At 66.0% G+C, this 21,022-nt stretch carries 21 protein-coding genes; 12 read left to right on the top strand and 9 right to left on the bottom strand.

The features are described 5' to 3' along the window. Positions 1 to 39: 39 nt before the first annotated feature. Positions 40 to 729: a hypothetical protein gene (locus FHR21_RS10845; protein WP_246427169.1), complete on the bottom strand. Its 690-nt coding sequence runs from the start codon at positions 727 to 729 to the stop codon at positions 40 to 42. 137 nt (positions 730 to 866) lie between these two features. Here FHR21_RS10845 and ispH point away from each other — a divergent pair, with 137 nt between their 5' ends. Genes ispH through rnhA form a run of 3 tightly spaced genes read left to right on the top strand, consistent with a single transcriptional unit; the run spans position 867 to position 3,243 of the window. After that, entirely contained in the window at positions 867 to 1,835 is a 969-nt protein-coding gene (gene ispH, locus FHR21_RS10840; RefSeq protein ID WP_184098109.1) for a 4-hydroxy-3-methylbut-2-enyl diphosphate reductase, read from the top strand. Continuing rightward, complete coding sequence (thrB, locus tag FHR21_RS10835; RefSeq protein WP_184098107.1) at positions 1,835 to 2,794, top strand: homoserine kinase; 960 nt, start codon at positions 1,835 to 1,837, stop codon at positions 2,792 to 2,794. Before ispH ends, thrB begins: the two co-directional genes overlap by 1 nt. Next, the gene (gene rnhA, locus FHR21_RS10830) at positions 2,791 to 3,243 is read left to right on the top strand and encodes a ribonuclease HI (protein ID WP_184098105.1); all 453 of its coding nucleotides are present in this window, start codon (positions 2,791 to 2,793) and stop codon (positions 3,241 to 3,243) included. The genes thrB and rnhA overlap by 4 nt, the downstream gene beginning before the upstream one ends. A gap of 123 nt (positions 3,244 to 3,366) precedes the next feature. On the opposite strand, the gene FHR21_RS10825 is transcribed toward rnhA, so the two are convergent. Both FHR21_RS10825 and FHR21_RS10820 read right to left on the bottom strand, forming a co-directional pair. Next, positions 3,367 to 3,543: a YegP family protein gene (locus tag FHR21_RS10825; RefSeq protein WP_184098103.1), complete on the bottom strand. Its 177-nt coding sequence runs from the start codon at positions 3,541 to 3,543 to the stop codon at positions 3,367 to 3,369. Positions 3,544 to 3,625: 82 nt separating this feature from the next. Then, positions 3,626 to 4,756, bottom strand: a complete 1,131-nt coding sequence (locus FHR21_RS10820; protein WP_184098101.1) for an NAD(P)/FAD-dependent oxidoreductase — start codon at positions 4,754 to 4,756, stop codon at positions 3,626 to 3,628. A 100-nt stretch (positions 4,757 to 4,856) separates the two neighbouring features. On the opposite strand from FHR21_RS10820, the gene FHR21_RS10815 reads away from it, so the two are divergent. From FHR21_RS10815 to FHR21_RS10785, 7 genes are all read left to right on the top strand, one after another. Beyond that, positions 4,857 to 5,345 (top strand): A24 family peptidase, encoded by a 489-nt coding sequence (locus tag FHR21_RS10815; protein WP_184098099.1) that lies wholly within the window; start codon positions 4,857 to 4,859, stop codon positions 5,343 to 5,345. 47 nt (positions 5,346 to 5,392) lie between these two features. Further along, entirely contained in the window at positions 5,393 to 6,430 is a 1,038-nt protein-coding gene (gene cpaB, locus FHR21_RS10810) for a Flp pilus assembly protein CpaB (RefSeq protein WP_184098097.1), read from the top strand. 1 nt (position 6,431) lies between these two features. Continuing rightward, entirely contained in the window at positions 6,432 to 7,907 is a 1,476-nt protein-coding gene (locus tag FHR21_RS10805) for a type II and III secretion system protein family protein (RefSeq protein ID WP_184098095.1), read from the top strand. Between the two features lie 25 nt (positions 7,908 to 7,932). Then, the gene (locus FHR21_RS10800; protein WP_184098093.1) at positions 7,933 to 8,580 is read left to right on the top strand and encodes a CpaD family pilus assembly protein; all 648 of its coding nucleotides are present in this window, start codon (positions 7,933 to 7,935) and stop codon (positions 8,578 to 8,580) included. Beyond that, positions 8,577 to 9,854, top strand: coding sequence for a pilus assembly protein CpaE (locus FHR21_RS10795; protein ID WP_184098091.1), 1,278 nt, complete (start codon positions 8,577 to 8,579; stop codon positions 9,852 to 9,854). The genes FHR21_RS10800 and FHR21_RS10795 overlap by 4 nt, the downstream gene beginning before the upstream one ends. Before the next feature lie 62 nt (positions 9,855 to 9,916). Continuing rightward, positions 9,917 to 10,882, top strand: a complete 966-nt coding sequence (locus tag FHR21_RS10790; protein ID WP_184098089.1) for a type II secretion system F family protein — start codon at positions 9,917 to 9,919, stop codon at positions 10,880 to 10,882. 16 nt (positions 10,883 to 10,898) lie between these two features. After that, the gene (locus FHR21_RS10785) at positions 10,899 to 11,939 is read left to right on the top strand and encodes a type II secretion system F family protein (RefSeq protein ID WP_184098087.1); all 1,041 of its coding nucleotides are present in this window, start codon (positions 10,899 to 10,901) and stop codon (positions 11,937 to 11,939) included. 68 nt (positions 11,940 to 12,007) lie between these two features. On the opposite strand, the gene FHR21_RS10780 is transcribed toward FHR21_RS10785, so the two are convergent. The 3 genes from FHR21_RS10780 to FHR21_RS10770 all read right to left on the bottom strand — a co-directional run bounded on the left by FHR21_RS10780 (position 12,008) and on the right by FHR21_RS10770 (position 14,692). Then, a complete protein-coding gene (locus FHR21_RS10780) occupies positions 12,008 to 12,943 on the bottom strand; it encodes a hypothetical protein (protein ID WP_184098085.1) in 936 nt (311 codons plus the stop codon). Positions 12,944 to 13,213: 270 nt separating this feature from the next. Continuing rightward, positions 13,214 to 14,215 carry a fumarylacetoacetate hydrolase family protein gene (locus tag FHR21_RS10775; protein WP_184098083.1) on the bottom strand — a complete coding sequence of 334 codons (1,002 nt, stop codon included), beginning with the start codon at positions 14,213 to 14,215 and terminating at the stop codon, positions 13,214 to 13,216. Positions 14,216 to 14,275: 60 nt separating this feature from the next. Continuing rightward, positions 14,276 to 14,692, bottom strand: a complete 417-nt coding sequence (locus tag FHR21_RS10770; RefSeq protein WP_184098081.1) for a hypothetical protein — start codon at positions 14,690 to 14,692, stop codon at positions 14,276 to 14,278. 149 nt (positions 14,693 to 14,841) lie between these two features. On the opposite strand from FHR21_RS10770, the gene FHR21_RS10765 reads away from it, so the two are divergent. Next, positions 14,842 to 16,080 carry an ATP-binding protein gene (locus tag FHR21_RS10765; protein ID WP_184098079.1) on the top strand — a complete coding sequence of 413 codons (1,239 nt, stop codon included), beginning with the start codon at positions 14,842 to 14,844 and terminating at the stop codon, positions 16,078 to 16,080. 12 nt (positions 16,081 to 16,092) lie between these two features. Here FHR21_RS10765 and aptA read toward each other — a convergent pair whose 3' ends face one another. From aptA to FHR21_RS10750, 3 genes are all read right to left on the bottom strand, one after another. Next, entirely contained in the window at positions 16,093 to 17,409 is a 1,317-nt protein-coding gene (gene aptA / locus FHR21_RS10760) for an omega-aminotransferase AptA (protein WP_184098077.1), read from the bottom strand. A gap of 15 nt (positions 17,410 to 17,424) precedes the next feature. Then, entirely contained in the window at positions 17,425 to 18,363 is a 939-nt protein-coding gene (locus FHR21_RS10755) for a DUF808 domain-containing protein (protein WP_184098075.1), read from the bottom strand. A 157-nt stretch (positions 18,364 to 18,520) separates the two neighbouring features. After that, on the bottom strand, positions 18,521 to 19,492 hold the full coding sequence (locus FHR21_RS10750) for a glucokinase (protein ID WP_184098073.1): 972 nt from the start codon (positions 19,490 to 19,492) through the stop codon (positions 18,521 to 18,523). A 174-nt stretch (positions 19,493 to 19,666) separates the two neighbouring features. Between FHR21_RS10750 and FHR21_RS10745 the strand changes: the two genes are divergently transcribed. Next, positions 19,667 to 21,010, top strand: coding sequence for an MFS transporter (locus FHR21_RS10745; protein WP_184098071.1), 1,344 nt, complete (start codon positions 19,667 to 19,669; stop codon positions 21,008 to 21,010). The last annotated feature ends 12 nt before the right edge of the window (positions 21,011 to 21,022 follow it).

The following is a 21,022-nucleotide window of genomic DNA, read 5'->3' as shown; positions in this document are numbered from 1 at the left end:
CGAACGATATGGCGGGCGCCGGCGCGCCGCCGCCTTGCCCTATCGTCGGACGTTATATTCGAGCTGTTCCTGCGTGAGCTGAAAGCCGACCAGCAGTTCGAAGCTCGCGCGCTGCACCGCCGCCTTGACCTCGGGCAGGCTGAGTGGGTCGATCGCCGCATCGGCGTCCCCCGGCTTGCGCTTGCGCATGATGCGGTCCTGGATGTCGGCCGGCAGCGTCGCCGCGGTGGCATCGACATAGGCCGACGCCTCGCCGTGACCGGTGCCGCGGACCTGCCCCTCGGCGAAGGTGACCTGAACCTGCCCGAGCCGCTTGGCGACAACCGCGCTGCCGCCCTGCATGACGGTCGCGAAATAGGGCAAGGTCACGGTGCGCGCCGGGCCGGCAGCGCGGCGCGTCGCGATAACGTCGAAACCCGCCTGCTGATAGATTTTTTCGCCCGTGTCGTTGCATTGGGGCACGAGGTTGGTGATCGTCGCGACGACGTCGATCGCGCTCGCATCGCGGCTCGTCGCGGGGTCGAACAGCGTGATATCGCCCGTGTGCAGCGGCACCGCCACTGCCGGGCATTTACTGCGCGTCGCGGTGATGCCGACACCCGCCGACACGTCGATCTCATTGTTGCGCCCACAGCCGGAAACCGTCGCCAGAACCGCCGTTCCGCATAGCAGGACGAGCGATTTACGGGTCGAGGGCAGGCTGAGGGTCATGATGATCTGGCTTTCCATTCAGGCGCGACGGCGGCGGGGCGTCCCACTTCATGCGCGCCGCTTCTTATCGGTGCGATGAACGCGGCGCAACGGGAAGCTTTACCGGATGCGGCCTGCTGGGCTAGAGCCGCCGCGTTATGAATGCCCCCCGCAAGATGGAGCCCGCCACGCGCGACGGCCAGGCAGACCTTCGCGTGCTGATCGCCGCGCCGCGCGGGTTCTGCGCCGGCGTCGACCGCGCGATCCGCATCGTCGAGCTGGCGATCGAACGCTTCGGCGCGCCCGTCTATGTCCGGCACGAGATCGTCCATAACCGATATGTCGTGGATTCGCTGAAAGCGAAGGGTGCGATCTTTGTCGAATCGCTTTCGCAGGTTCCCGACGACGTGCCGGTGGTGTTCAGCGCCCATGGCGTGCCGAAGGCGGTGCCGGCAAAGGCGGCCGCGCGCGGACTCGACTATATCGACGCGACCTGCCCGCTGGTGTCGAAGGTCCATCGCCAGGCCGAGCGCGCGCACGAGGCGGGTCGACACATCATCTTCATCGGCCACGCCGGCCATCCCGAGGTCATCGGCACGCTGGGTCAGCTTCCCGACGGCGCGATGACGCTGGTCGAATCGGTCGACGACGTCGCCGCGCTGACGCCGCCCGATCCCGAAAAGCTGGCCTTCCTGACCCAGACGACGCTGTCAGTCGACGACACGCGCGACATCGTTGCGGCGCTCGAGCATCGCTTTCCGACGATCCAAGGGCCGCGCGGCGAGGATATCTGCTATGCCACCTCGAACCGGCAGCAGGCGGTAAAGGCGATCGCCCCGCGCTGCGACCGCATGATCGTGATTGGCGCGCCGAACAGTTCGAACAGCCTGCGCCTCGTCGAGGTCGCCGAACGGCTCGGAACCCCCGCCCATCTGGTTCAGCGCGGGAGCGATATCGACCCGACCTGGCTGGGCGGTATCGCCGCGCTGGGCATCACCGCCGGCGCCAGCGCGCCCGAGGCGCTGGTCCGCGAAGTGATCGACGCGGTCGCAGCCCACCGTGCGATCGTCGAGGAAGTGGCCGTCATCACCGAGGAGAATATGGTGTTCAAGCTGCCGCGCGGGTTCGAGCCAGCAGCCGTCTGATGGCCGTCTACACGAACGTCGATCCCGACGAGCTCGCCGCGCTCGTCGCCCGCTACGATATCGGCACGGTCGTATCGTGCAAGGGCATCGCCGAGGGCGTCGAGAACAGCAATTTCCTTCTGGAAACCACCGGCGGCCGCTTCATTTTGACCCTCTATGAAAAGCGCGTGAAGGCGGACGACCTGCCCTTTTTCGTCGATCTGCTCGACCATCTCGCACGGTCGGGCTGCGCCGTGCCGGCGATGATCCACGACCGCGAAGGCGCGGCGATCCAGCGCATCGCCGAACGCGCCGCCTGCATCATCCAGTTCCTGCCCGGCATTTCGCTGACCCACCCAACCCCGCGCCAATGCGAGGCGGCGGGTGCGGCTCTGGGCGAAATGCACCGCGCACTCGAACATTATCCCGGTGCGCGCGACAACAGCATGGGCCATCGGCATTGGCGGGACATCGCCGACGCGACCGGCGATCTCGACGCGGTGCAGGAAGGACTGCAGGCCATGGTCGAGGAGGAGCTGGCGTGGCTCGATGCCCGCTGGCCGAACGACCTCCCGGCGCATGTGATCCACGCCGATCTGTTCCCCGACAATGTGCTGATGCTCGGTGATCGCGTGACCGGGCTGATCGACTTCTATTTCGCCGCAACCGACGTGCGCGCCTATGACGTCGCGATCACCCATGCCGCCTGGTGCTTTTCGGACGACGGCCGGCACTGCGACCCGACGCGCGCGGCAGCGCTGATGCACGGCTATCGCAGCGTCGTGGTGCTGTCGGAGGCCGAGGTCGCGGCGCTGCCGCTGCTCGCGCGCGGGGCGGCGCTACGCTTCCTCCTGACGCGGGCACACGACTGGGTGCATACGCCCGCCGATGCGCTGGTGACGCGCAAGAATCCCGCCCCCTTCCTCGCGCGCCTGCTGCGCTATCGCGCGCCCGATGCGGCCGGGCTGTTCGCTGCATGAGCGAGGAACGAACGGTCATCGTCGCCACAGACGGCGCGTGCAAGGGCAACCCCGGGCCCGGCGGCTGGGGCGCCGTGCTACGCTGGGGCGACGTCGTGAAGACCCTCTCGGGCGGCGAAGCGCAGACGACGAACAACCGCATGGAACTGATGGGCGCGATCGAGGCGCTCGCCGCACTCAAGCGGCACTGCCGCGTCGAGCTGTCGACCGATAGCGTCTATGTCCGCGACGGCATCACCAAATGGGTCCACGGCTGGCAGCGCAACGGCTGGAAGACCGCCGCGAAGAAACCCGTCGCCAACGCCGACTTATGGCAACGGCTGATTGCCGAAGCCGCGCGGCACGACATCGAATGGCTGTGGGTCAAGGGCCATGCGGGGCATGGCGACAATGAGATGGCCGACAAGCTGGCGAGCGACGCCGCGCTTGCGGCAGCGCGGCCGCGCTGAATAATCCCGGAATTCCCATCGCGGTAGCCCTGAGCCTGTCGAAGGGCGCTTCTCGCGAATAGACGCCCTTCGACAAGCTCAGGGCCGCGGCTCAGCTTCGATCAGTCCAATGTCCGGACGCGATCACTCGGCTTCGCGGACTTCCGCGCCGGGGCCGTTCTTCAGGATCGACTCGATCGCATTCTTGGCCGACGCCTTGCTGGAATAGCCTTCGGTCCAGAAGATGGGCTCGCTGTTATATTTGAAATAGGCGACGAACTCGCCCTTCTTGTTCTTCTTGATCTCGAAATAATGGGCCATCGGGTCCTCCTGGAATCACACCGCGAGAGGCGCGGCTAACCCATGTTAAGCCGCCATCCTCGCGACGCAAGCCATTCGGCCATCAGGTGAAACGGGACGGAGCGTAGGGTGCGGGATCGACTCCCGCAATCGCCCCCAAGGGCAAGGGGGCGCCCAGTTCCGCCGCCAGCAGCGCAGAGATCGCCGGCGAGGTCTGGATTCCGAAGCCCCCCTGCCCCGCGCACCAAACAAACGCGGACTCGTCCCGATCGGGGCCGAAAACGGGAAGGCGGTCGGGCGCGAAACTTCGCAGGCCCGCCCATTTCTTCTCAATCGCGGCCACTGGCCAGTCGACCACCGACTGCAACCGCTCGATCGCGACCGCGACATCGATCTCTTCGGGTATCGCATCGCAGGGAGCCGACGGCGTTTCGTCGTGCGGGCTCAGCCAGACTCGCCCTTCACTCTCGCCCTTGAAATAGAAATCGCCGCCTACATGCAGGATCAACGGCAGCGCCGCCGGCACCGGCACGCCGAGCCGGACCTGAAGGACGGTGCGGCGTAGCGGCTGGATGCCTACCGGCCGCACGCCACATGAAGCCGCGATGCCGTCGGCCCAGGCGCCGGCCGCGTTGACGATCAGCGACGCCGCGATCTCGCCGCGCCCGGTCTCGACAATCCAACGCTCACCGCTACGCCGCGCCCGTTGCAGCGGCGCGCAGAGGACCAGATCGGCCCCGGCGCGCTTCGCCGCGCGCAGATAGGCGGCATGAAGGGCGGCGACGTCGATGTCGCTGCACGTCGGCTCGCGCGCGCCCTCCTGCCACCCGGGCCGCAGCCCGGGAATGCGCGCCGCGAGCGCATCGCCCGACAGGCGCTCGACCTCGACGCCGCGCGCTGCAAATTCGCGCGCATAGGCCTCGACTGCCGCACTTTCCTCGCGCCGCCCGATGGTCAGTGCGACCCGCGGCGACAGGAAAGGCCGCTCCGAAAAGGCGGCGTCGGGATGCGCGAGAGGCTCGAACGAGGCGGTCGACAGCGGCTGCACCCCGGCCCCGCCATAGGTTTCGTGCCAGAAGGCGGCCGAGCGCCCCGTCGCATGAACGCCCGGCGCCTCCTCGGCCTCGATGATCGTCACCCGGCGGTGGGGTGCGAGCATCGCCGCAAGGCCCGCCCCCGCTATGCCCGCGCCGACGATCAGCACATCGGTGGCGGAGGGCGGCGCGGAGGTCATGCGAGCCGCATATCGGCTGACGCCGGGAATGCAAGTCGCGCCACCCGCCCGATCCCGCATGGTTACTCTTTGGTAAGCCATAATGCGTAGAGGAATCGCGATGGGAACCAGTTCGATCGCGCTTGGCCTGATGGCCCTTCTTGCGGCATTCATGATCGCCGCCGCGATCTGCGATCTGCGCAACCGCTCGATCCCGAACGGGCTCAACGGGTTGATCGCGATGTTCGCCATCCCCTTTTGGATCGCGAACGGCCTTGCATTCTGGCCCGATATGCCGATCCAGATCGGCGCCGCCTTCGCCGTCTTTCTGGCCTTTGCCGGGCTGTTCGCACTCGGCGCCATGGGCGGCGGCGACGTCAAGATGATCGGCGCGGTGATGCTGTGGATTCCGCTGCCGCTGTTCCTTTCGACATTGATGGTGATGGCGATCGCCGGCGGATTGCTGTCGGGCGCGATGCTGATCGATATGAAGTTCCGCCGTCGGGAGCAGCCGCCGGAAGTCCCCTATGGGGTTGCGATCGCGGCTGCGGGTCTTTGGGCGGTTCACCAACATTATCTTAACCAGTTTCAGTCTATCGGATCGACCTGAGGGAAAGCACCGCTGCTTCTGGTGGGTGCAGGAGGCGAAAAATCGTCATGGATACGCGAAAGATAATGCTGATCGTCGGCGCGCTGGTGGTTGCCATCGGCGCGGCCTTCGGGGTCAACCAGATGATGCGCGGGGCATCGGCTCCGCAGGCCCGCGCCGCCGCGGCACCGGAGATCAATGGCCCGATGATCCTCGTCGCGACGCGCCAGTTGCCGACCGGCACCATCATCGGGCCGGACAGCTTCCGCTATCAGCCCTGGCCCAAGGATTTAGTCGAGCAGGCCTATTTCCTGAAGGACAAGACCGACGTGAACACGCTGGTGGGCACGGTGGTCCGTTTCCCGATTACGGCCGGCGAGCCGCTGACCCAGGGGGCGCTCGTCCATCCCGACGACCGCGGTTTTCTGGCCGCCGCGCTCGGCCCCGGCATGCGCGCGGTGACGGTGAAGGTCTCAAAGGAAGAGGGGGTCGCCGGCTTCGTCTTCCCCGGCGACCGCGTCGACGTGCTCCTCTCGCAGAAACTCAAGGTCGATGGCGGCACTGCCTATCCCGACGACGAACTCTTCACCGCCGAAACGATCGTCCGCAACGTCCGCGTCCTTGCTACCGACCAACGCTACAACGCGCTGGATGAGAACGGCAAGACCCCGGTTCGCACCTTCGGCTCGGTGACGCTCGAAGCGACGCCCGACATCGCGGAGAAGATCGCGGTGGCCCAGAATATGGGAACGCTGTCGCTCGCGCTGCGCCCGCTCGCCGAAACGAGCGGTGACCTCGAAGCCGCCATCGCGTCGGGCGAGATCGACGTGCCGGCGGGCGGCGGCACCGCCGCGGAGAAAAAGATGCTGGCGCAGGTCGCCGCTCGGCCGGTGGCGAGCCGTACCTCGGCGACGACCGGCGGCGACGTCTCGCGCTTCTGGGTGCCGGTGAGCGGCCGGGTCTCCGCGCCGCGCCCGCCGGCGAATTATGCCGACGCTCCGATGGCGTCGGGTGGAGGGCGTGCCGTACCGCTGGGCGCCCAGGGGCCGGTCGTCCGCGTCAACCGCGGCGGTTCGACCACCGTGGTTCCGGTTGGGGGTAAGTAAGATGAACAGCAAAGCCAATTTCAGGGCAGCCGCGCTGGCCCGCACCCTGGCCGTCGGCCTGGTCGCCGCCGCGCTCATCGCCGCACCGTCGCAGCCAGCGGTCGCACAGGCCACGCAGAACGCCACCTCGAGCATCGACCTGTCGGTCGGTCGGGGCCGCCTGATCAGCCTGCCCGCACCGATGACCGACCTGTTCGTCGCCGATGACAAGGTCGCCGACGTCCAGGTGCGGTCGAGCCGCCAGCTCTATGTCTTCGGCAAGACGCCCGGCGAGACGAGCATCTATGCGACCGATGCGAGCGGTCGGGTCGTCTATTCGACCGTCGCCCGCGTCGGCAACAATATCGAGACGATCGACCAGATGCTGTCGCTCGCCATGCCCGAGGCGAAGATCGCCGCCAACACGATGAACGGCTTCGTGCTGCTCACCGGTACGGTGCAGTCGCCCGACGACGCGGCGGAGGCCGAACAACTGGTGCAGGCCTTCGTCGGCGACAATATGAAGGTGCTCTCGCGCCTCCGCACCGCGACGCCGCTGCAGGTCAACCTGCAAGTCCGTATTGCCGAGGTGAACCGCTCACTGCTCAAGGAAATCAGCGGCAGCCTGCTCACCAGCCGCAATCCCGCACTGGGCAACGGCTTCCTCGGCAGCGTCATCCGCGGCCGGACGCCGGGAACCATCACCTATGGCGCCGACGGATCGACGACCTACAAGTTCCTCGGCGCCGACGGCACGAACAGCCTCGGCGGCGCCGGCAAGCTCTTTGGTCTGGACGTCATGGCCTCGCTCGACCTTGGCGAACGATCGGGCATGGTGGCAACCCTCGCCCAGCCCAATCTGACGGCGATTTCTGGCGAAACCGCGGAGTTTCTGGCCGGCGGCGAATATCCGGTTCCGATCCCCGGCAATTTCGCCGGGACGACGATCGAATATCGCAAATATGGCGTCAGCCTTTCCTATACGCCGACCGTCCTGTCGAACGGCCGGATCAGCCTGCGGGTGCGACCGGAAGTGTCCGAACTGACCACCGACGGCGCGATCCAGCTCGACGGGTTCCAGGTTCCCGCGCTGACCGTCCGCCGCGCCGAAACGACGGTCGAGCTGGGGTCGGGCGAAAGTTTCATGATCGCCGGTCTGATGAACAACCGCTCGGTCGGCGCGATCGACAAGCTGCCCGGAGTCGGTGACATTCCGATCCTCGGGACATTGTTCAAGTCGGACAGTTTCCGTCGCGGCGAGACCGAACTGGTGATCGTCGTGACGCCTTATCTGGTCAAACCGGTATCGGCGAATGAGATCAAGCTGCCGACCGATGCCTTTCTGAATCCGAACGACGCCGCACGCCTGTTCGGCGGCCAAAGCGCCGACGGCGTGACCGGCGGCGAACGGCCGAAGCCACGCCTCGGTTCCTCGCCGGGCGAAGCCGACCGTCTGCGCAGCAGCGACGAGGTTTCGCCGGGCTTCAGCCTCAAGTGACGCGCTGGTTTTCAGGAGCAAAGTGATGAAGAAGATCGCAACTTGGACGGCTCTGGCGCTGGCGACGTCGCTCGCGGGATGTACCGGCGCCGGCACCAGCAACCGCAGTCTTGAATCGGTGCATCAGCCGGTCGTGCGCAACGCCATCTATCAGTTCGACGTCGCCGCCGCGAACGGCGGGTTGCCGCCGAGCGAGCAGGGCCGCCTGCAAGGATGGCTTGACGCGATCGGAGTTGGCTATGGTGATCGGATCGCCATCGAGGATCCCTCGGTTTATGGCCATGCGGAGGCGCAGGCGACCATCCGCGCGATGGTCGAGCGCCGCGGACTTCTGTTGAGCGACACCGCTCCGGTCACCACCGGCGAAGTGCCTGCCGACAGCCTGCGCATCGTCGTGACCCGCGCTTCAGCGTCCGTGCCGGGCTGCCCCGATTGGTCGACCAAATCATCGATCAATTTCAATAATGCCACCTCGTCCAACTATGGCTGCGCGACGAACAGCAATCTCGCCGCCATGGTCGCCGATCCCAATGATCTCATCAAGGGCGCGACCGACACCCGCAACGACACTGCCGCCGCGACCCGTCCCGTCCGCACCTATCGCGAAAAGACGCAAACCGGCGCGTCCGGCACGCTCAAGGCGGCGGATACAACCAGCGGAGGCGGCCAATGAACGCTCCTTTCAAAGCAGCCGGGCTGCGTGAACCCTTCAACGCCTTCGTGTGCGACGACGACACGCTGGAGCTGATCCGTGTCGCCGCGGGCGAGATGGGCTGGCCGATCGAGAAGTGCAACAAGGGCGGCCTACGCAATGCCGTGCAGTCGCTGTCGGTTTCGGCAAGCCCCAACATCCTGTTCGTCGACATGTCGGAATCGGGTGACCCGATCAACGACATCAACGCGCTGGCCGAGGTTTGCGAACCCGGCACGGTCGTCATCGCGGCCGGGCAGGTGAACGACGTCCGTCTTTATCGCGACCTCTTGTCGAGCGGCATCCAGGACTATCTGCTCAAGCCCTTGTCGCTCGATCAGGTGCGCGAATCGTTGACGATGGCCCAGGCGATGCTTTCGGCGCCGAAACATGCCGACATGCTCGACGACAAGCCGCATCACTTGACCGCCGTCGTCGGCGTCCGTGGCGGCGTCGGGGCGTCGCTCGTCTCGACCTCGCTCGCCTGGACGATCAGCGAGCAGGCCGGCCGCCAGACGGGACTGCTCGACCTCGACGTCCATTTCGGCACCGGCGCGCTGACGCTCGACCTCGAGCCCGGCCGCGGGCTGATCGACGCGATCGACAATCCCAGCCGTATCGACGGCCTCTTCATCGAACGGGCGATGGTGCGCGCGTCGGACAAGCTCAGCCTGCTGTCGGCCGAGGCGCCGATCCATCAGCCGGTGATGACCGACGGCTCGGCCTTCTTCCAGCTCGAGGAAGAGATGCGCAACGCCTTCGAGATGACGATCGTCGACATCCCGCGGCATGTGCTGATCCCCTTCCCGCATCTGGTGTCGGAGGCCGGAACGATCCTGCTGGTCAGCGATGTGACGCTCGCCTCCGCGCGGGATACGATCCGCCTGCTGTCGTGGTTCAAACAGAATGTGCCCGGCGCGCGCGTCGTTCTGGTTGCGAACAAGCTGCAGAACGGCATTGGCGAACTGTCACGCAAGGAGTTCGAATCGTCGGTCGAACGCGCGATCGACGTGACCATAAATTTCGATCCCAAGCTGGTCAGCCAGGCAGCCAAACTCGGCAAATCCTATGCCGAGATAGGCAAGGGCGCCAAGGCGGGCCAAGTCTGGTCGCAGTTGATGCGGCTGGTTCTCGACGGTGCCGACGATGCCGAAGACGCCGCTGCGACCGCCAAGGCCAAGAACGGCGGCTCGCTGCTCGGCAAGCTGGGCGGCATCGGCAATCTGGTAACGAAGAAAACCGCGAAACAGGCGTGAAGGCGGTCGCGGCGATCCGCGGCCTCCCTCTCCCAATCTCAACCCAATCGGACGACCCGACCATGACCTTGCCGACCCTGATCATCACCGCCTGCTTCCTGATCTTTGCCGTGACGGTCGTCCTGTTCGGTGGCCCGTCGGTGGGCAAGGCCAAGTCGCGCCGCTTGTCGACGGTCAAGGACCGGCACGCCGCTTCGACCGAAGCGGTGGTGGCGGCGCAGATGCGCAAGACGATTCAGGCGGCCAGCGGCCGCGATTCGAAACTATCGAGCCTGATGCCGCGCCGCGAGGAAATGGAAAAGCGTCTGCTGCGGACCGGCAAGGGCTGGACCGTCACCCAGTATATGCTGGCCTCGATGGGGGTGTTCGTCATCTTCACCGGTGCGCTGCTCGTACTGCGCACGCCGTTCCTGCTCGCGACGCTGGTCGGCCTGTTCGCAATGATCGGGCTGCCTTATCTGGTCGTCGGCCGACTGATCAAAAGGCGCGTTGCAAAGTTCAACACCCGCTTTCCTGACGCGATCGATCTGCTCGTGCGCGGCCTGAAATCGGGTCTTCCGGTGACCGAAACCTTCCAGGTAGTGAGCCAGGAGCTGCCCGGCCCGGTGGGCGAGGAGTTCAAGGCAGTGGTCGAGCGCATCCGCATCGGCAACACGATGGAAGCCGCGCTTCAGGAATCGGCCGAGACGCTGGGAACCTCCGAATTCCAGTTCTTTTGCATCTCGATCGCGATTCAGCGCGAAACCGGCGGCAACCTGGCCGAAACACTTGCGAACCTGTCGGATGTGCTGCGCAAGCGCGCGCAGATGAAGCTCAAGATCCGCGCCATGTCGTCGGAGGCGAAAGCGTCGGCCTATATCGTCGGGTCCTTGCCCTTCTTCGTCTTCACCATCGTGTGGATGATGAACCCCGAATATCTGGCGGGCTTTTTCAGCGAGCCCCGCCTGATGATCGCCGGCGTCGGCGGGCTGATCTGGATGAGCATCGGCGCCTTCATCATGTCGCGCATGATCTCGTTCGAAATCTGATGGGGGCGGAGCAACGATGACCAGCAATCTCCTCCTCACGGCCTTCAGCGGCGCCACCTCGGGTCCGAAGCTGCTCGGCATCGATATCGTCTGGGTGGCAACGATGCTCGCGGCCGTGGGCGTCGTCGCGGTGCTGATCGCCGTCTATGGCGCACTGACGGTGCGCGATCCGATGGCGAAGCGCGTCAAAGCGCTCAACGACCGCCGCGAACAGCTCAAGGCCGGCATCACCGCCTCGACCGCGAAGCGCCGCGCGAGGCTGGTCCGCAAGAATGAAACCGCCGACCGGATGCGCACCGTCCTGGGCAAGCTGCAGGTTCTGCAGGAAGAACAGATCAAGGATGTGCAGCAGAAGCTGGCCCAGGCTGGCATCCGGTCGAAGGATCTGGCGGTCGCGGTCATCTTCGGCCGCCTCATCCTGCCGATCCTGCTCGGCGGCCTCGCCGTCTTCCTGATCTATGGCGTCGACATGTGGCCCAGTCTGACACCGTTCAAGCGGGCCGCCGGCACGATGATTGCGCTGATCCTCGGCTACAAGGCTCCCGACCTGTTCGTGCAGAACAAGCGGCAAAAGCGCACCGACGCGATCCGCAAGGGGCTGCCCGACGCGCTCGACCTGCTGGTCATCTGCGCCGAAGCCGGCTTGACGGTGGACTCGGCCTTCTCCCGTGTTTCCAAGGAGCTTGGCCGCGCCTATCCCGAACTGGGCGAGGAATTCGCGCTGACCTCGATCGAGCTCGGCTTTCTGACCGAACGCCGCCAAGCGTTCGAGAATCTGTCCTATCGCGTCAATCTCGATTCGGTGAAGGGCGTCGTCACGACGATGATCCAGACCGAGAAATACGGCACGCCGCTGGCCAGCGCACTGCGCGTGCTTTCGGCCGAATTCCGCAACGAACGCATGATGCGTGCCGAGGAAAAAGCGGCGCGCCTGCCCGCGATCATGACGGTACCGCTGATCCTCTTCATTCTGCCGACCCTGTTCGTCGTCATCCTCGGCCCCGCCGCCTGCTCGCTCAGCGATGCACTCAGTGGCGCGCTGGGCGGCAACAGCTAGGCGCAATCAGGACGCTGGCACCGCTCACCTGTTGAAGGTTGAGCGGGTTCGGGGCGGCCCCGAATCCCCTACCCAGCCGCGCGTAGCGCGGAAATCGCCGCACGTGTCGCATCGATATAAGCGCTCCCGCTATGGCGGCAGCTTCCGATGAAATGGACGAAGCGGGCATCCTCCGGCATCCCCTCATCCCAGAAGTTGAAATAGTGGTCATAGGGCAGCAGCAAGGCATTGGGGTCGTTGGCGACAATCATATTGGACGCCACCTGCTCACTTCCCCACCGCGCCCACCGCTCTGCCCCCAGCAAGCGCGTCGCCTCTTGCGAGAAGGTTTCCGCCAGCATCCGCGCATCGCCGCCCCGCGCAAATCCCGCGAAGCCGGCACAGCCGCGCACATAGCGCGGGTTCGTCAACATCGGCAACGAGACCCGATCGAGACCGGATTCGATCGCGCCCTGCACATGCGCGGCCGGATTATGGAGATAACCGTCGTCGTCCAGCAGGCTGGCCATTTCGGAAAATGACAGAAATTCGGAATCGGGGTCGCCCAGCAGAGTGAAGCTGCGGTTCGACGCAATCGCCTCCACGACTTCGGGAATGTCGCCCAAGGTTATCGTGTCGGAATCGAGCTGGATGACATAGGCATCGGCGCGCATGTCGAGAAGCGTCAGCAGCCGTTCCCAGCATCCCCCACGCGGACACGGGCCGGTATCGACATCATCGATCGAAACAATCACCGGATGACCGAGATGTGCCGCGAGCACGGCCCGATCGGCGGCGGTCAATGTACCGTCGTCAAGGATCGCGATCCGTCCGCGCCCCAGTCGCCCGAAAAGCGACTTGACCGCGACCAGATAGGGCAGCAGCACACGCGTTCCGATCATCGAGAACAGGATCAGCCCATCATCGGCCGGCGCTATGGGCGGGGTATCCAGTACCGCGCGCGCAGCCACCCGGTGCATGCGCTCTTTCCACAACCGATTGAGCTTGCTGGCAATCCCGTTCATCGGCACGGGCTATCATGTGCCATTAGGCGTGGGTAGCGCCCAAGGCTCGTCCTTGCTTCCCATTTTGAAACTGTTTCGCCGGATAGACGGACGGGGATGACAAATCTTTCCTGGACTGTCCCGCAGTACAAGCCTCCCCGCCTCGGCTCTTTGCATCGCGTCGATGTTCATCGCGGAAGAACGGCTCGGAGAAGCGCGCTAAAGCGACAAAGGAGGCAGTTTGCCGCCGCACGGCGATCGCCTTCGTCGCTTTAGGGCCGACGATCTCCCTCAGGCGACCTGCTGCTCGATCGCGCCAAAGATGCTGTGATGGCGTTCATCGTCCATCCAGATGCGAACCGAATCGCCCTTTTTCATGAACGGCGTTTTCGCCTCGCCCTGCAGGATCGTCTCGACCGTGCGCACCTCGGCAAGGCAACTGTAGCCGAGCCCGCCCTCGGCGATCGGCTTGCCCGGGCCGCCGTCCGCATCGCGGTTCGACACGGTGCCCGATCCGATGATCGTTCCCGCACACAGATTCCGTGTCTTCGCCGCATGGGCGATGAGCTGGCCGAAGTCGAAGGTCATGTCGACACCGGCATCGGCGCGGCCGAGCGGCTGGCCGTTGAGGTCGACGCAAAGCGTGCCATGCAACTTCCCGTCGCGCCAGCGCTCGCCTAGCGATTCCGGGGCCACGAAAACGGGCGACATCGCGCTCGCTGGCTTCGACTGAAAAAAGCCGAATCCCTTGGCCAGTTCGCCGGGGATCAGCCCGCGCAGCGACACGTCGTTGGTCAGTCCGACGAGCAGGATCGTCTCGCGCGCCGCCACCGGGTCGATGCCCGCGGGCACGTCGCCGGTCACGACGACGATCTCGGCCTCCATGTCGCAGCCCCAGGCGGGATCAGCGAGCGGAATCGGGTCGCGCGGGCCAAGAAAGGAATCGCTGCCGCCCTGGTACATCAACGGATCGCGCCAGAAACTCTCGGGCATCTCGGCGCCGCGCGCCTGCCGGACGAGCGCGACATGATTCACATAGGCGCTCCCGTCGGCCCACTGAAAGGCGCGCGGCAAAGGCGAGGCAGTATCGCGCTCGTGAAATCGTTCGCGTGGGATGACTTCGTGATTCAGATCTTCGGACAACGCCGCCAGCCGCGGCGCGACCTCGGCCCAGTCGTCGAGCGCCGCCTGCAGCGTCGGCGCGATCGCGGCCGCGTCGGCATACCAGGCAAGATCGTCCGAAACGACGACCAGGCGGCCGTCGCGGCCGGCTTTGAGCGAGGCTAGCTTCACGAAACTTCCTTTGTCTGCGACGCCGCCGAGGCGTCATCGCGAAAGGAATGAAGCGATGAGTCAGCGCGGCATCTGGATGGAGGCGAAACAGGTAAAGCCGCTCTGCCCCGCCTGCAAGCGCCGGATATATTGCAGATAGGCCTGCGACTGATCGTAGGTCGTGCCTGGCAGCGAACGGCCGCGAAAGGCACGTTTCACTTCCTCGCCGGTGAAGGGCCGCGGGGCGCCGGGAAAGGCGCCCTTCGTTCCTGGCGGGACGATCTTGCCGCTGGCGTCGATATACTGACCGGCAGCGGTGACGTCGGGGACCGGAATCTCGCAATTCATCACCGAAACCGCGGTTTGCGCGAAGGCCGGACGAATCGTCAGCGCCGCCGAGACACCGACCGCGCCGAGCGCGAGCATCCGGCGCCGCGACGGAACCGTCTCGTCCGCAGCCACGCCCTCGCCTGTCGCCGGATTTTCGCTGTTTTCCATGACCGGCGCATAGCCAATTGGCGCGCGGGGGGAAAGGAAAAGCCGCCCGGCACCCGCCGCTTTCCCGCTTTGGGACAAGCGCAGTGCCTTGTCTGAACGGTGCAACAGGCCTTGCGCGGGATCGTGCGGCGTGCGAGGCGCGAAGGCGCATGTTCGATCGCCTGTCCAGTCTGGTCATCGCGCTGACATTGATCGTCATTGCGGCGATCCTTGCCGCGCTGGCGGGGGGCGACCCGCTGACGATCGCGATCCTCGTCGTCGCCGGCTTCGCCGCCACCGCCATCGTCCACGCCGCCGCGCCGGCCCCCGTGACCGAAGCGCACGCGGAAGCAGCGCCGCCGCCGCCCGCCCCGATCCCTTCGCTGCTCCGCCATCCCGATTTCGCGCGCCGGGCCGACCAGGAAACCGACCCGCTGCTCGGTACCACCGACAATATCGTCACGGTTGCCAACGACGCCGCGGTCCGGCTGCTCGGCCGCCACATCGTCGGCGCCGACATCCGCACCGCAATCCGTCATCCGGCGGCGACCGAATGGCTCGCCCAGGCGGCAGGCGCCGAGATACCGCAGGAAATCAGCCTCGTCGACTTTCCGCGACCCGGCCAACGCTGGACGATGCGGATCGCGGCGCTTTCGGGCAGCGACCGGATCATCATCCTGTCCGACCGGTCGGCGATCGACGCTGCCGACCGCATGCGGTCGGACTTCGTCGCCAATGCGAGCCACGAGCTGCGCACGCCGCTCGCCGCCATCCTCGGCTATGTCGAGACGCTTCAGGACATGAACGACGAGGCCGACGCCGAAACGCGCCATCGCTTCCTGTCGATCATCGAGCGCGAGGCGCGGCGGATGCAGCAGCTCGTCATCGACCTCCTCTCGATCTCCCGGGTCGAGGCCGACCGTTTCCGGCGCCCGACCGCTCCAGCCGACCTGGCGGCGATCGTCCGCACTACCATCGCGCAGCTTCGCGACAGCGAACAGGCGCGGGCCAAAGATATCATGGCGAAGCTGGACGATGGCGTGCAGCCGATGCTGGGTGACGCGGCGCAGCTCGGCCAACTGGCGCACAATATCGTCTCGAACGCGATGAAATACGGGCGCGCGGGCACGCCGGTAACCGTCGAACTGACCCGCGAGGGCGACCGCGTCCGGCTGTCGGTCAGCGACCAGGGCGACGGCATCCCGGCCGAGCATATTCCGCGCCTGACGGAACGCTTCTACCGCGTCGACGAAGCACGCAGCCGATCAGTCGGCGGCACCGGCCTCGGCCTTGCGATCGTCAAGCACATCAGCGAGCGCCACCAGGGCCAGCTCGATATCGCCAGCGAGCCCGGCAAAGGCACGCGGGTATCGGTCACCTTTCCGCTGGCAGGGCCAGACGGCACCTGAACGGCGGTACGCTCAGTCGATCACGTCGAGCAAGTCGCCAAGCAGGCTGAACATCTCGTCGATCTCGGCTTTCCCGACGATCAGCGGCGGCGACAGCGCGATGATATCGCCCGTCGCGCGGATCAGCAGGCCATTATCGAAGCAGGCATGGAACAGCTCGGTCGCTCGCGCTCCGGGGGCATCCGGGCGCGGTTCGAGTTCGATCCCGGCGACAAGCCCGGTGGTGCGGATGTCGATGACGGAGCGACGCCCCTTCAGGTCGTGCGCCGCATCCTCCCAATAACCGCCCAGTTGCTTCGCCCGGTCGAACAAGCCTTCCGCGGAATAAATATCGAGCGCCGCCAGCCCTGCCGCGCTCGCCAACGGATGTCCTGAGTAGGTGTAGCCGTGGAAGAACTCGATTCCGGCCGGCGCATGGTCGACCACCGCATCGTGCAGTTCGCGCTTCACCGCCACCGCGCCCATCGGCACCGCCGCGTTGGTCAATCCTTTCGCCATGGTTAGGATGTCGGGGGTCACGCCCCAGCTTTCGGCGGCCGTCGCGCCGCCGACGCGGCCGAAGGCGGTGATGACCTCGTCGAAGATCAGCAAGATGCCATGCCGGTCGCAGATGTCGCGCAGCCGCTGAAGATAGCCGACCGGCGGCAGCAGCACGCCGGTCGATCCCGCCATCGGCTCGACGATCACCGCCGCGATCGTCTCTGCCCCATGCAGATCGACGAGCCGCTGGAGATCGTCGGCGAGTTCGGCGCCATGCTGCGGAAATCCGCGCGAAAAGGCGTTGCGCGTCAGATCGTGCGTGTGGCGCAGATGATCGGTGCCAGGCAGGCCGATGCCGAAGGTACGGCGATTGCCGACGATGCCACCGACGCTGATCCCGCCGAAACCGACGCCATGATAGCCGCGCTCGCGCCCGATCAATCGGGTGCGCGCGCCCTGCGCCCGCGCCCGCTGAACCGCGAGCGCGATCTTGAGCGCGGTATCGACCGATTCGGACCCGCTGTTCGTGAAGAAGACGCGGTCGAGCCCCTCGGGCATCAGCGCCGCAACGCGCTGCGCCAGTTCAAAGGCGAGCGGGTGGCCGAGCTGGAAGGTCGGCGCGAAATCGAGCGTCGCGGCGGTCTTCGCGATGGCCTCGGTGATCTCGGGCCGGCAATGGCCGGCATTGCAGCACCAGAGCCCGGCGGTGCCGTCCAGAATCTCGCGGCCGTCGGCACTGCGGTAGTGCATGCCGCTCGCCGACACGAGCTGGCGCGGGTGCGCCTTGTAGGCGCGGTTGGCGGTGAAGGGCATCCAGAAGGACGCCAGCGGATCATTTTCGCCCTTCATTCGCCCCCCCCCCGATCAATGCGCCGTCTTCCGGCCTGGCAGCAGGTGCAGCACGCCGACGATCACAGCGCCGAGCGCCAGCCCGAACACGCCCGCTCCCGCGGCGTTTATCAGCCATTCCCATGCGCCAGCACCGGGCAAGCCGCCCGCGACGCGATGGGCGAAATCGTGGAGAGCGTGGCCAATCCCGCCGATATGGAATTCGTCGAGGCCATGGAGGAAAATCTGCCCGCCGACCCACAGCATCGCCGCGGTGCCGATCGTCGCGAGCGCGCCAAGCAACCTGGGCATGAGGGCAACGAGCCCCCGCCCGACCGCCTGCCGCGCGCGCGACCCGCGCTTCGCCATGTGAAGGCCGATATCATCCATCTTCACGATCAGCCCGACGACACCATAGACCGCAATCGTGATCGCGACCGCCACGACCGCAAGCGTCGCGCCGCGCAGCAGGAGATGCTCGTCCAGCACCTCGTTGAGCGCGATGACCATGATTTCGGCCGAAAGAATGAAGTCGGTGCGCACCGCGCCCGTCACCATCGCCTCCTCATGCGTCTTGTCGGCGACGATCTCGGCCTCCTCCGCGAGGCTGGTGGTGTCCTTGCGGAGCGCGTGCAGCGCCTTTTCCGCCCCTTCGAAGCAGAGATAGGCGCCGCCGACCATCAGCAGCGGCGTGATTGCCCACTGCGCAAGCGCCGAGAGCAGCAGCAGCGCCGGCAGGATCAGGATCAGCTTGTTGAACAGCGATCCCTTGGTGATGCGCCAGATGATCGGCAGTTCGCGATCCGGGGTGAAGCCGGTGACATAGCGCGGTGTGACCGCCGTATCATCGACGACCACGCCCGCCGCCTTCACCCCGGCCCTCGAGGCAGCCGCGCCAACGTCGTCGATGCTCGCGGCAGCGACCTTGGCGATGGTCGCAACATCGTCGAGGAGGGCGAAAAGGCCGGAAGGCATATGGGTTTGGGCTTTCGATCTGGAGTCAGAGAATCACGCCGGGAACGCCGGCAGACCTTGCCCACATCGTCATTCCGGCGAAAGCCGGAATCTCACTGGGACGCCTTGCCAGTGGCGAGGGTCCGGCCTTCGTCGGAATGACGAAGGGGCCGCTATCCTACCCATGCTGGCGCGCGAAGGCCGCGGCGGCGCCGAACAGGCCCGGCTGCGGATGGGTAATCAGCTTGACCGGGATGGCGGCCATGAAATTCTCGAAGCGCCCCTTGGAGACGAAGCGTTCGGGAAAGCCCGACCGCACCAGATGGTCGCGGATCCGAAGACCGAGCCCGCCCGCGATCACCACGCCGCTTGCTCCCTGCGCCAGTGCGAGGTCGCCCGCGATGCTGCCGAGCGACAGGCAGAAGCGGTCGACCGCAGCCGCGGCCAAACTGTCCTCCTGCTCCATGCCGCGGGTCCAGATCGCCACATCCTCTTCGGGCGTCACCGCGCGTCCCTCCATCGCCGCCAGCGTCTCGAAGATATCGACGATGCCGGGACCGGAAACGATGCGTTCGGCCGACACGCGGCGGTGGCGCTTGCGCAACCGCGCGAGGATCGCGTCCTCGATGCTGTCGAGCGGCGCGAAATCGACATGACCGCCCTCGGTCGCCTGAACGCGGTAGGCATCACCGTCGCGCCAGACATGCGCGACGCCCAGCCCGGTGCCGGGGCCAAGGACGCTGATCGTACCGGTCGCTGGCAGCGGTTCGTCGGGGCCGCACAGCCGCTCGAAATAGCGCGCGTCGGCCTGAGCGACGGCATGGCCGACCGCCTCGAAATCATTGACCAGCACATAATCGTCGACGTTCAGCTTTTCGCGAATCAGCGCCGGGCGGATGATCCATGGATTGTTGGTGAAGCGGATGATCTCGCCCTTCGTCGGCCCAGCTATGGCGATCGCGACGCTGCGCGGCAGGCTCCTGCCCTGCCGGCGCTCGAAATCCTGCCATGCGGTCTGGAAGCTCGCATGATCCTCGGTGTGCAGCGTCGTCGGCTCGCCGAGCGCGATGCAGCGTCCGCCCTCGACCTCCGCAATCGCGAAGCGCGCATGGGTGCCGCCGATATCAACCGTGACGATGGATTGGCTCATGACTCTCCCTTGTGCGGCGAGGCCGCCGCCTTCGGTCCAGATTGTCGCGGTTGCCGCGACGGCGCAACAGGGCATAGCTATGCGCGCCGGTCGGCCCCGGGCAAGGCGCGCTCTTCAAATCCCCACGCGCCCGCTCCATAGAGGTTCCGGAAAAGACATGCGGGAGCGGGACATATGGAGCATGAGCAGCAGGCCGACCTGCCCTATCTGAAGAAGGTCGTGGGCGCCTCGATGGCGGGCACGGTCGTCGAATGGTATGAATTCTTCCTCTATGGCACAGCCGCGACGCTGGTGTTCGGCCAGCTCTTCTTTCCCGAGACCGGCAACGACCTCGACGGCATCATCGCCGCTTTCGCGACCTATGCGGTCGGCTTCATCGCGCGGCCGCTGGGCGGCGTGGTGTTCGGGCATGTCGGCGACCGCATCGGGCGCAAGTCGCTGCTTCAGTTCAGCCTGGTCCTGATCGGCGCATCGACCTTCCTGATGGGCTGCCTGCCCAGCTTTCACAGCATCGGCTATTGGGCGCCGGCGCTGCTCGTGCTGCTGCGCTTCGTCCAGGGCTTCGCGCTCGGCGGCGAATGGGGCGGCGCGGTGCTGCTGGTAACCGAGCATAGCCCGAACAAAAGCCGCGCCTTCTGGGGCAGTTTCCCGCAGGCGGGCGTGCCGCTCGGCAATCTGCTTGCGACGGTCGTGCTGCTGGTCCTTTCCGTGACTCTGTCCGAAGACGCCTTCCTGGCCTGGGGCTGGCGCGTCGGTTTCTGGCTGTCGGTGGTCATCGTCGCGATCGGCTATTACATCCGCACCCAGGTCAGCGATTCCCCGATCTTCGAGGCGGCAAAGGCGAAGGTCGAACGCACAGCCGAAGCCGGCTACGGCCTCGTTGAGGTGTTCAAACGCTACCCGCGCGGGGTGTTCACCGCGATGGCGCTGCGCTTCGGCGAGAATATCGTCTATTACATGATCGTCACCTTCTCGATCACCTATCTCCACCATCGCGACATCGACGCGACGCGCATCCTGACGCTGCTCTTTGCCGCGCATATCCTGCATGTGATCGCCATTCCGCTGGTCGGGGCGCTCGCCGACCGCGTGGGACGACGGCCCGTTTATATTGCAGGTGCCGCGCTCACCATGGCGTGGCCCTTCGCCGCCTTTCCGATGTTCGACACCGGGGACACCGTGATGATCCTCGCCGCGATCATGCTCGGCCTCGCGATCCACGCCTTCATGTATGCGCCGCAGCCCGCAATCATGACGGAGATGTTCCCGACCCGGATGCGCTATTCGGGCGTCTCGCTCGGCTATCAGGCGACCGCGATCGTCGCGGGGTCGTGGGCGCCGCTGATCGGCACCGCCTTGCTGCGCGAATATGATAGCTGGACGCCGATTGCGATCTACATCCTGTTCGCCGGCGCCGTCAGCCTGATCGCCGCGCTGATCATGCGCGAAACGCGCGGCGCGTCGCTGCTCGCGATCGACGACGCCGACGCGCGGCGGTCGGAGGCCCTGCAGGGGTGAACGAAGGGGCAG

Source organism: Sphingopyxis panaciterrulae (genome assembly GCF_014199295.1).
GTDB lineage: Bacteria > Pseudomonadota > Alphaproteobacteria > Sphingomonadales > Sphingomonadaceae > Sphingopyxis > Sphingopyxis panaciterrulae.
This window is presented reverse-complemented; position numbering and strand designations above follow the sequence as displayed.